Annotated in this window: 13 protein-coding genes; 1 reads left to right on the forward strand and 12 read right to left on the reverse strand. The window is 69.4% G+C overall.

Annotation, left to right across the window (positions count from 1 at the left end; translation table 11 throughout):
* Positions 1-98: 98 nt before the first annotated feature.
* Positions 99-749 (forward strand): class II aldolase/adducin family protein, encoded by a 651-nt coding sequence (locus ACWDN5_RS33730; RefSeq protein WP_310968999.1) that lies wholly within the window; start codon positions 99-101, stop codon positions 747-749.
* Here ACWDN5_RS33730 and ACWDN5_RS33735 read toward each other — a convergent pair.
* The 12 genes from ACWDN5_RS33735 to ACWDN5_RS33790 all read right to left on the reverse strand — a co-directional run bounded on the left by ACWDN5_RS33735 (position 746) and on the right by ACWDN5_RS33790 (position 10,434).
* The gene (locus tag ACWDN5_RS33735) at positions 746-1,399 is read right to left on the reverse strand and encodes an HD domain-containing protein (RefSeq protein ID WP_310968997.1); all 654 of its coding nucleotides are present in this window, start codon (positions 1,397-1,399) and stop codon (positions 746-748) included. The two genes, ACWDN5_RS33730 and ACWDN5_RS33735, sit on opposite strands and share 4 nt — an antisense overlap.
* Positions 1,400-1,472: 73 nt before the next feature.
* On the reverse strand, positions 1,473-2,111 hold the full coding sequence (locus ACWDN5_RS33740; RefSeq protein ID WP_310968996.1) for a hypothetical protein: 639 nt from the start codon (positions 2,109-2,111) through the stop codon (positions 1,473-1,475).
* Between the two features lie 2 nt (positions 2,112-2,113).
* Complete coding sequence (locus ACWDN5_RS33745) at positions 2,114-3,052, reverse strand: hypothetical protein (RefSeq protein WP_310968995.1); 939 nt, start codon at positions 3,050-3,052, stop codon at positions 2,114-2,116.
* A gap of 257 nt (positions 3,053-3,309) precedes the next feature.
* Positions 3,310-3,891 carry a transglutaminase domain-containing protein gene (locus ACWDN5_RS33750; RefSeq protein WP_310969667.1) on the reverse strand — a complete coding sequence of 194 codons (582 nt, stop codon included), beginning with the start codon at positions 3,889-3,891 and terminating at the stop codon, positions 3,310-3,312.
* A gap of 73 nt (positions 3,892-3,964) precedes the next feature.
* Entirely contained in the window at positions 3,965-4,570 is a 606-nt protein-coding gene (locus tag ACWDN5_RS33755; RefSeq protein ID WP_449679142.1) for a histidine phosphatase family protein, read from the reverse strand.
* 49 nt (positions 4,571-4,619) lie between these two features.
* Positions 4,620-4,973, reverse strand: coding sequence for a hypothetical protein (locus ACWDN5_RS33760; RefSeq protein ID WP_449679143.1), 354 nt, complete (start codon positions 4,971-4,973; stop codon positions 4,620-4,622).
* Positions 4,974-4,984: 11 nt separating this feature from the next.
* Positions 4,985-6,418 carry an MBOAT family O-acyltransferase gene (locus tag ACWDN5_RS33765; RefSeq protein WP_310968969.1) on the reverse strand — a complete coding sequence of 478 codons (1,434 nt, stop codon included), beginning with the start codon at positions 6,416-6,418 and terminating at the stop codon, positions 4,985-4,987.
* 53 nt (positions 6,419-6,471) lie between these two features.
* Entirely contained in the window at positions 6,472-7,428 is a 957-nt protein-coding gene (gene rlmB, locus ACWDN5_RS33770; RefSeq protein ID WP_310968968.1) for a 23S rRNA (guanosine(2251)-2'-O)-methyltransferase RlmB, read from the reverse strand.
* A gap of 28 nt (positions 7,429-7,456) precedes the next feature.
* The gene (cysS, locus tag ACWDN5_RS33775) at positions 7,457-8,845 is read right to left on the reverse strand and encodes a cysteine--tRNA ligase (protein ID WP_449679144.1); all 1,389 of its coding nucleotides are present in this window, start codon (positions 8,843-8,845) and stop codon (positions 7,457-7,459) included.
* 43 nt (positions 8,846-8,888) lie between these two features.
* Complete coding sequence (locus ACWDN5_RS33780; protein WP_310968964.1) at positions 8,889-9,575, reverse strand: HAD family hydrolase; 687 nt, start codon at positions 9,573-9,575, stop codon at positions 8,889-8,891.
* A 57-nt stretch (positions 9,576-9,632) separates the two neighbouring features.
* Positions 9,633-10,028, reverse strand: coding sequence for a PPOX class F420-dependent oxidoreductase (locus tag ACWDN5_RS33785; RefSeq protein ID WP_310968963.1), 396 nt, complete (start codon positions 10,026-10,028; stop codon positions 9,633-9,635).
* 10 nt (positions 10,029-10,038) lie between these two features.
* Positions 10,039-10,434: a PPOX class F420-dependent oxidoreductase gene (locus tag ACWDN5_RS33790; protein WP_449679145.1), complete on the reverse strand. Its 396-nt coding sequence runs from the start codon at positions 10,432-10,434 to the stop codon at positions 10,039-10,041.
* Positions 10,435-10,599 lie beyond the last annotated feature (165 nt).

The following is a 10,599-nucleotide window of genomic DNA, read 5'->3' on the forward strand; positions in this document are numbered from 1 at the left end:
GGCACAGCGCGTGAATCCCCCGGCCGGGGAGGTGGCCGACACTCGGGGGTGACTGGCAGTCTGCAGATGCCGATCACCCACGAGACAGGACCCTGCGCATGATCCTCGAGACCGAGCGGGCCGCCGTGTGCGCTTACGCGCGCCGGATGGTCGGTGACGGCCTGGTCGTCGGCACCTCCGGGAACGTCTCCATGCGGGCCGGTGACCTCGTCGCCGTCACGCCCACCGGGGTTCCCTACGCGAGCCTCACCCCCGCCGACATCCCCGTCGTCGACCTCGGCGGGCAGGTCGTCGACGGGTCGCTCAAGCCGACCAGCGAACTCCCCATGCACCTGTCCGTCTACTGGGACGTCCGCGATCCCGACGGTGAGCCCGTGACCGCCGTCGTGCACACGCACTCGCCGCACGCCACCGCCGTCTCCACCCTGGTGCGTGAGGTTCCTCCGATCCACTACATCGTCGCCACCGTCGGGCCCTCGGTGCGCGTTGCGCGCTACGCCACCTACGGCACGCCGGAGCTCGCGGCCGCCGTGCTGGAGGCGCTCGAAGGACGCCGCGGCTGCCTCATGGCCAACCACGGCACCCTCACCTACGGCGACGGCCTCGAAGCCGCCTACCACCGGGCCCAGCAGCTCGAATGGGCCTGCCGCGTGTGGCTGCTCGCCCAGAGCGCCGGCCGGCCCAGCCTGCTGCCGCCGCCCGAGGTGGCGAACGTCGTCGAACGGCTGAGGGGCTACGGGCAGGGCTAGGACGCCACCGCGTCCAGCAGCTCCGCCACCGTCGGGTCGTCCACCGCCTCCTTGATGCACTGCCACAACTGCAGGTTGGCCGTCGCCCAATGGGAGTACGTCGCCGCCGCCTCCGGGTTGTAGAAGTAATAGCCCTCGTCGTGGACGTCGCACTGCTCGCCGACGATCTTGTCGGCCAGCTCGCGCAAGCTCAGGCCGTTCTCGCGCAAATACCGGTGCGCCAGCACCACCGGCGTCACCGGCAACGCTTTGAACAACGTGTCCGCGTCGCTCAGGGCCTGCGCTTCCAGCGAAATGTCCCGGCCGCGGGTGGCCATTTCGGCTTCGTCGACGATCTCGTCGATCCACCGCGCGATCCGCGGCGGGACACCGCATTCGGCGAGGATTTCCAGCCGAAGGCTGCGGCCCGCCGCGGCCGGTGAGTTCCGGAGCACCAGGTAGTTGACGTCGTGCACCAGCGCGGCGACCTCCACCACCGCCTCGTCGGCGCCGTTGTGCCGGGCGAAACCGGCCGCCTTCGCGCGGACGAAACTGACGTGGTGCCAGCCGTGGAACTGCAGCCGGTCGGCGTACTGCCGGCAGAGCCGGTGCACCCGATTCTCGACGGCGCCGACGATCACGTGGTCGATCGTGCTTTCCTGCGTGCGCATACACCTCTCCCATCCCGGCCGTGGGGTTCATACGGGTGGAGTAATGGTAAGCGCCGCTGACGCCGGTGTGTAGCTAGATGCGGTCGGCCAATTCCCCCAATCGGACCTCGACCGGAACGTGACGATGACCGATTCCGCTGGCCGGGTCGAAAGACAAGCTGAAGCTGCTCACCGGGCGTGATTTCACGAGGAAAGTCATCGTTCCGGTGGCCGCTTCGGGGATCCGGTGGAATTCGTCGGCCAGCATGGTGGCGCAGGCACCGGCACCGCACAGCGTCCGGCGGCGCAACCGCGCGGACGTGATCAGCCCGGTGCCGGCGTCGATCGTCGTCTCGTACCGTTCGTGCAGGTAGTCACCACGGAGGATCGTGGTGCAGAAGTGGTATCTGTGGTTGTGCACGGAATCCGCGTACCCCTCCCGCCAGTCCTGCTGCGCCTTGTATTCGTGCAGCCAGAAGGAAAACGGGTCGGACGGCGAATCGAGCAGGCACCAGGCGAAGTGGGTGGTCGTTTCCCGGGACGAGCGCAGGACCTTGGCGGCCTGCGCGGTGGACAGCGCGCGCAGCTGCGTGCGCAGTTCGTCCCGCAGGCCGGACTGGCCGGCCCACGGCCGGAACCAGCCGTCGACCGCGCGCCAGTCCGCGGCGAGCGGGAATCCGGCCGTGCGCAGGCGCGTGGCCAGTTCGGACAGGGGGGACAGGCGGGTGAGCAAGGTCAGCTCCCTAGCTCGGCGACTGCGGAGAACTCCGCGCGGAAGGCGTGGAACTTGCCCTCCAGCTCGCGGAACTGCTCCTCGGACAACGGGGATCCGGTGATCTTCTCGAACAGCGCCAGGAAATCCGTCCGCGTCGTCGCGGACGTGATGCGGAAGTGGCGGCCGGTCCGGGACTGCGAGACGCGCACGAACTCGGCGCGTTCCATGTTGTAGAGGAAGGAACCTTCGGTGAACCGCAGGGACCGCGGGTACAGCTTCGTGGCGCCGCGGACGTCGCTGTAGAGCGACACCCACACGCTGTCGTCGAACATTTCGAGCCGGTCCAGCGGCGGGTCGGCGACCACGGTGATGTCGACCGACGCGCAGCGGCTGCGCGCCAGGAAGAGGCCGACGAGCCCGATCTTGATCTCTTCGTCGAGCCGGCTCTGGATCTGCTCGGAGTCGGCGTCGGCCGCCTCACGGCGCAGCAGGTAGCGGGCGCGCCCGCTGATCGCGCTCGCGTCGCGCGGATCGGCGATCACGGCCCGCAGTTCCCGCTCGGTGCGGGAAAGCAGCAGCCGGGCGGCCGCGTGGCGGCCGGAGAACCCGCGGAAGAAGTACTGCCGGGTCGCGTCGAGGTCGGCCATCAGCGCGCGGTTGAACGCGGGGTCGGGATCGGTCGTCGCCTCGAAGACGTCGGTGGGGAAGAACTCTTTGTTCAGCGCGCGGTACTCGGCGCTCAGGTCCTCCAGCGCGCGCCGGCTCTCCTCGATCACCGGGGTCACGAGCGCCTTCTGCGACGCGCTCGCGGTGATCAGGGTCTGGCCGAACCCGACGATCGCGGAGATCAGGGTGCCGGTGCCCAGCGACGTCACCAGGTTCTTCCCGGTGCCGGGGTCCATCAGGCCGGCGATCCACAGGCTCAGGCCGGCGACCACGACGAGCACCGTGAGGAGCAAGCTCGTCCTGGTCCAGAAGATCTCTTGCAGTGGGGTACGGCGGAGGCGTCCGCCAGCCGCGGCCACGTGCTTCACCTCCCTCGAACCACCCGAACGGACGTATGCGTAAAGTGTCTGTTCGAGCGCGGGGAGTCACTTTACGCCCGTCCCGGGGTGTGCGAAATAAGAAGTTCGGGGGACAGGACTGACGGACAGACGTCACTCTCGGCAATAATTTACCGGATCGGCCGGTTTTCCGAAAATGCCGGAAACCATGATCAAAGCGTGCGGGGCAGGCCGTTTTCGTACCAGCCGGGGCCCGGTGCGACCGTCATCAGGAAATCCACGACGGCCGGTGCGGGGGCCGGGTGGATCTCCGGGTGATCGCGTTCGCCGGCGGCGGTGTCCACCGGCCAGGCCAGTTTTTCCGCGTCGAGCGAAAACTCGCCGCCGGCGCCGGTGCGGTTGCCGCGCGCGTCGAGCCGGGACCACTTACCGTGCAGGTGAACGGCATTCAGCCCGTGCAGCGCGGAGAGCTCCTGGTAGCAGAACCCGGCCGGAATCCCTTGTGCGCGCAGCAAAGCCGCGAGCAGGTGGGCCTTCGCGTAGCAGATCCCGACGCGCTCGCGCAGGACGTCCGAGGCCCGCCAGGTGACACGTGGGTCGGCAGCATCGATGACGTGTTCGACCTCGTCGCGCACGAAGAGGAACGCGGTTTTCGCGGCTTCGACGGGATCGCCGTCCACGGGACGCAGGCTGCCGGCCAGCGCCCGGATCGACGGGTGTCCGTGATCGACGACGGCGTCGGCCACGAGGTAGTCGCTCAGCCGATCGGACGTCGGCGTTGGCGCGGGATTCATCCGCGCATCCTGACACGCTGGGCCGTTCGGGCGAGAGCCGATTTTCGCGGTGGTCACTTCTTGTGGTTGCCGACTACGGAACGTAAAAGTCGGGTGGGAAGCCCGTCCAGCGGAGTTCGGCGGGGAGGTGGCTCAGGTCGTTGTAGGTCAGCAGCGCCGCAGGGCGTCCCGGTGAGTACTGGATGACGGTGAGGCCGGCGTTGGCGTGGGTCAGGGTGAGCCACCGCCACGGTGGGGCGTCCTGCGCGGCGCGGACGAGCCAGCCGACGAGGAAGTTGTGCGTGACGAGCACGTCGTACCGCGGCTCGGCCCCGGGAACGGGCCCGCTGAACCGGCGTTCGGCTTCGGCGGCGAGCTCTTCGTCGGCGGGCGGGAATTGGCGGACGAAGGCGAGCAGGAGGTCGCCGGAGGTCTCGGGGAGCTCCTCGCGCTTCGGCGTGTACGGGACGAAGTCGCCTGCCGCCTTCTCGGTGTGGACGGGGACGCTGGGCAGCTGGCTCGCGATGAGGTGGGCCGTTTCGGTGGTGCGGAGGAGCGGGCCGTGGTGGATCGCCGTCACCGGCACGTCCCGGAGCCGTCGTCCGAGGAGGACGGCCTGGCGTCGACCCGCTTCCGTCAGTCTTCCGTCCCGGGCCGCCTCCGCGTGGCGGGTGAGGAAGAGGTAGCGGGTGGTCAGCACCCGGTCAGGGTGTCACGGTTGAGCCGTTCGGGTCAGTGTTTCGGCTCGCTCAGGCGACGGGGACGAGGACGCCTTCGGGACGCTGGCTGGGGGCGAACTGGGCCACCAGCCTGGCCGGCGCGGGGTGGGGGCCGAGGATCGTCGAGGCGAACGGCGTGATCGTGTGGTCGTGGCCGCTGTTCGTCTGCAGGTGGACGCTGACGTGGACGTTGCGGTCGGCCGGGATCTCGAAGGAAACCGAACCCCAGGAGACGACGTACTGGCGGCCGTCGATGCTCGCGATCGGGGCGTAGGCGCGGACGGTGTGGCCGAGGTGGGGGATTTCCACCGTCAGGAGACGGCGGGGGCCGTTGTGGTTGTCCACATACGGGATCACCCCTGGGGTTTTCGACAGTTCGGTCATGGCTCCGAGGTTCAGAACTGGTAGTACAAGAACGGGCTGAATGTTCCCGTGGCGATCAGGATTGCCGCGTACAGCAGGCCTGCCGTCATCACTCCGATCCGCAACGCCGTCGCCGGGCGGCTTCGGCTCGACTCCAGCAGTGGTCCCGTCACCGGGTGGGCCGGGAGGAGGAACACGGCCAGGGCCGCCAGCAGCAGGACCAGGCGCTGGTTGGTGAACGCCTGCTCCACGCTCGGTCCCAGGCCGGTGAAGTCCGGGATCAGCATGTGGCCGATCATCGACAGCGCGTGTCCGATGTCCGGGGACCTGAAGAACACCCAGCCGAACACCACCAGCAACATCGTCAACGCTCGGCGCAGATGGCGTTTCCAGGGCGTCGACGGGTCCAGGTCCAGGCCGAACCGGCGCTCGATCACCAGGAGCGCCCCGTGGTAGCAACCCCAGACCAGGAACGTCCACTGGGCTCCGTGCCAGAAGCCCGTCAACACGAACACTATGCAGAGATTCCGGTACGTCTTGGCCGCTCCGTGGCGGTTGCCGCCCAGGGGGATGTACACGTAGTCGCGGAACCAGCGGCTCAAGCTCATGTGCCAGCGGCGCCAGAACTCCGTGATCGTCACCGAGGAATACGGCCTCGCGAAGTTCTCCGGCAACCGGAAACCCAGCATGCGGCCCAGGCCGATGGCCATGTCCGAGTAGCCCGAGAAATCGAAGAACAGCTGGAGCGTGTACCCGATCGCGCCCAGCCACGCCGTCGCGAACGTCATCTGGTCCGGGGGGACCTTGAAACACGCGTCCACCAGCGGGCCCAGCGAGTCCGCGATGATCGCCTTCTTGCACAGCCCCAGTGCGAACCTCGGGAAGCCCGCCGCGATGTCGTCGAGGCGATGGGAGCGCAACTGGGGCAGCTGGTCCGCGATCTCCCGGTACCGCACGATCGGGCCCGCCACCAGCTGCGGGAACATCGCGATGTACGCCGTGAACGCCACCGGGTTGCGCAGGGCCTGGCGCTCCCCGCGGTAGATGTCGACCACGTACGAGATGTGGTGGAACGTGTAGAACGAGATGCCGATCGGCACCACCAGGCTCGCCACCGGCACGCTGCCGCCGAACCAGTGGGCCACCGCCGCGATCTGCTGGGTGGCGAAGCCCGCGTACTTCCAGACCAGCAGCACCGCGACGTCCAGCGCCACCACCGCGATGAGGATCCGGCGCCGGCGGACGCCGTGGACGTCCCAGGGGCTGGGCGCCAGGAGGGGGCCGACCAGGAAGTTGACCACCATGCAGCCGAGCAGCAGGAACACGAACGCGCCCGCGCCGATCGTGTAGAACAGCAGGCTCGCCACCGCGATGATGCCGTTCCGCCAGCTCCGCGGGCACACCAGCACGGCGATGAGCACCGCCGGCATGAAGTACCACAGGAAGAGCGGCGAAACGAACGACATCGGGTCCCCTCGGTTTATCCGACGGTGACCTTAACCCGGCTGGGTGACCGGGGTCAGACCCGCCCGGCGGCACGACGGCGGCGCGCCACCTCCGCGAGCAGGACGCCCGCCGCCACCGAGGCGTTCAACGACTCGACGCCCGCCGCCATCGGGATCGACACCGTGGCGTCGCACGTCTCGCGGACCAGGCGGGACAGGCCGCGGCCCTCCGAGCCCAGGACGATGACCAGCGGGTCCGCCGCCAGCTCCAGCTCGTCGATGTCCACCGACCCGTCGGCGTCCAGGCCGACCAGCATCAGGCCCTCGTTCGCCCACGCCTTGAGCTGGCGCGTCAGGTTCGTCGCCACCGCGATCGGCAGCTTCGCCGCCGTGCCCGCGCTCGTGCGCCACGCCACCGCCGTCATGCCCGCGCTGCGCCGCTCCGGCAGCAGCACGCCCTGCGCCCCGAACGCGGCCGCCGAGCGGATCACCGCGCCCAGGTTGCGGGGATCCGTGACGCCGTCCAGCGCGACGAACAGCGGCGTCTGGCCCGAGTTGCGGGCCACCGCCATCAGGTCGTCCGGGTGGGCGTACTCGAACGGCGGGACCTGCAGGCCCAGGCCCTGGTGCATGGCCCGGTTCGTCTTGCGGTCCAGCTCCTCGCGCGGGATCTCGAGGATCGAGATGCCCTTGTCGCCGGCCAGCCGGACGGCCTCGTTGACGCGCTCGTCGATGTCGATGTTCAGCGCGACGTACAGCGCCGTGCCCGGGACGTCCGCGCGCAGCGCCTCGACCACCGGGTTGCGCCCGGCGATCAGCTCCGGCTTGTCGGCCTTCCGCTGCCGGGCCTGGTCGCGCTTGGTCTGGGCGTTCGCCTGGCGGTAGGCCTTGTGCCCGGGACGGTCCTCCGCCTTCGGGGTCGGCCCCTTGCCTTCGAGGGCCTTGCGGCGCTGACCGCCCGAGCCGACGACGGCACCCTTCTTGGTGCCCGCCTTGCGGATCGCGCCCTGGCGCCGCGAATTGCCTGCCATGGTGAAAGTTCCTTGCCTAGAAAGCGGTTCAGTCGGACTTCACAGTCCACTGAGGACCGTTGGGGGTGTCCTCCACCACGATGCCCGCCTGCGAGAGGCGGGCACGGGCGGCGTCCGCGCGGGCGAAGTCCTTCTCGGCCCGGGCCTGCTGGCGCTCGGCCAGCAGCCCTTCGACGATCCGGGCCAGCGCTTCCTGGGTGGGCGTGTCGGAACCGCCCGCCTCGGACCAGCGCGCGGACAGCGGGTCGAGGCCGAGCACGTCGGTCATCGCGCGGACGGCCGCGGCGAATTCGAGTGCCTTGGAGGTGTCGCCCGCGTCGAGGGCGGCGTTACCGTCCCGGACCGTGGTGTGGACCACGGCGAACGCCTGCGGGGTGGCGAGGTCGTCGTCGAGCGCGTTCGCGAACGCTTCGGGGATCGTGCCGATCGTCACTTCGCCCGACTGGGCGGCGCGGCGCAGGAACGTCTCGATCCGCCGGTAGCCCTGCGCGGCCTCGGAGACCGCCGCGTCGGAGTACTCGATCGTCGACCGGTAGTGCGGCTGGACCAGGTAGTACCGCAGCTCCGGGGCCCGGTAGCGGTCCAGCATCGCCGGGATCGACACGGTGTTGCCGAGCGACTTCGACATCTTCTCGCCCGACATGGTCACCCAGGCGTTGTGCAGCCAGAACCGCGCGAAGGCGTCGCCGGCCGCGTTCGACTGGGCGCGCTCGTTCTCGTGGTGCGGGAAGACCAGGTCGATGCCGCCGCCGTGGATGTCGAACTCCGCGCCGAGGTACGCCGTCGCCATCGCCGAGCACTCCAGGTGCCAGCCCGGCCGGCCCTGCCCCCACGGCGTCGGCCACGACGGCTCGCCCGGCTTCGCGCTCTTCCACATGGTGAAGTCGCGCGGGTCGCGCTTGCCGCGGGTCGGCGTCTCGCCCTGCTGGACGTCCTCGAGGACCTGGCCGGAGAGCTTGCCGTAGTCGTCGAACGACTTCACCGAGAAGTAGACGTCGCCGTCCGCGACGTAGCCGTGGCCGCTCTCGATGAGGCGCTCCATCAGCTCGACCATCTGGGTGACGTGCCCGGTCGCGCGCGGGTTGATCGACGGCGGCAGGCAGCCCAGCTGCTCGTACGCGGTCTCGAAGGCGCGCTCGTGCGTCGCGCCCCACTCCCACCAGGGCCGCTCGTTCTCGGCGGCCTTGGTCAGGATCTTGTCGTCGATGTCCGTGACGTTGCGGACCAGCAGCACGTCCAGTCCACTGTGGACGAGCCAGCGGCGCAGGACGTCGTAGTTCAGGACGCCGCGGACGTGCCCGATGTGCGGAACGCCCTGCACGGTGGCCCCGCACACGTAGATCGACGCCGTTCCGCTACGGACGGGGTGGAACTCCCGTACGCTCCGGGTCGCTGTGTCGAAAAGGTGGAGGGCCACCCTCAAAGGGTACGGGGTCGGGCGAGAGGAATATCTCTGGCCCTCAGCCGACGCCGTGGGTGCGCAACGCCGTGAGCAGGGCGTCCGGCCGCTCGGCCGTGGGCAGCGGGTCGACCAGCGCGAACTCGCAGCCCAGGGCGCGAGCGCCGCCATCGGCTTCCTCGCTGTCGCCGACCATCAGCGTCTCGGTCGCCGGGACGCCGAGCGACTCGACGGCCCTGCGGAAGATCTCCAGCTCCGGCTTGACCGCGCCGACCTCGAAGGACAGCACGAATGCGTCGACGTAGGCGTCCCACCCGCGGGCGGCGAAGGCCGGCCGGATGTCGAAGGCGATGTTGCTCAGCACGCCGACCTTCAGGCCCCGCTCGGCGGCGGCCTTGAGCGCGGCTTCGGTGTCCGGGTACGGCGTCCACTGGCTGGGATCGATGAGCCGGTCGTACAGCGCCTTCGCCTGCTCCACGCGCGGGACGCCGGATTTCTTGAGCACCTCGAGGTACACCTTCCGGTGCAGCTCGGGGTCGCGGTCCCGGTGGTGCCAGGCGTGCAGGTGCTCGGCGTCGAGCTCGACGACCTGCCCGACCGGGGCGGTCATCCGGCGCATCAGCTCGGCCTGCGCCTCGATGTCGAGCGGGTCACCGTTGTGGTTCGTCAGTTCGGTGAGCCAGGACTCGTCCTGCTCGAGCCGGAAGAGCGTGCCGGAGAAGTCGAACAACACCGCCCTGATCGTCATGCGGCCCAGCCTAGCGAGGCCGCGGGCGCAGACGTTCCGCCCGCGACCCGCATCACGTCACGCCGCGTAGCCGGTGACCTTGTCCGGGACGACCCGGACGACCACGCGCACGACCTCCGGCGGCTCGGTGCGGAAGTCCTTGCCGTCGTACTTGTGAGAGAGCTCGTTGATCAGCTCCCGGCCGCCTTCCTCGGTGATCTCGGCGCGGCCGCGGACCTCGACGTACTTGAGCGGGTCTTCGAGGTCGAAGACGGACAGCGAGACGCGCGGGTCGCGCTGCAGGTTCCGCTCCTTGAGCCGCCCGCGGACGGTCGCGAAGAGGACGGTGTCGCCGTCCCGCTTCGCCCAGACGACCGAGGTCTGCACCGAGCCGTCGGCGTTGATGGTGGCGACCACCGGGAAGTTGTTGCCGTCGAAGAGGGCCTTGGTGGCCTCGTTGAAAGTCACACCCATGGTCTGGACCCTATTTCACGTTGCCGGCGATCTTCTCGGTTTTCAGGCGCACGACCACCCGCTGGACATCGGCGCCCTCGGGCGGCGGGTCCTCGGCGAGGTACTTGTGGCTGAGCGTCCTGGGCAGCGTCTTGCCGGGGTCGGGGGTGATGGTGACGCGGCCGCGCAGCTGCGTGTGCCGGTAGGGGTTCTCGGCGTCGGTGATGGAGACGCTGATGCGGGGATCGCGCCGCAGGTTGCGGACCTTCCGCCGGTCCTCGGTCGCGCTGAAGACGAGCTCGCCGTCGTCGAGCCCGACCCAGACGACGGAGGTCTGCGGGCTCCCATCGGGATCGAGGGTGGCGACCGTGGCGAAGTTCTTCCCGTCGATCAGCGCGCGGACGTCGTCCGAGAGAGTGAGGGCCATATCACGCCGAACGGGCGCGGGTGGGGGCCTATTCCGCCGCCGGCAGCGGGCGTGCTGGCGCTCCTCGAAGGTCGCGAATGACTCTCAGTGTCAGGGTTGGTGGTGCCGTACTTGGTGCGGTTAGGGTCCGGTCTTGGTCATGTGGTGACTCGGAATGACGTTGCT

This window comes from Amycolatopsis sp. NPDC003731 (assembly GCF_053586895.1).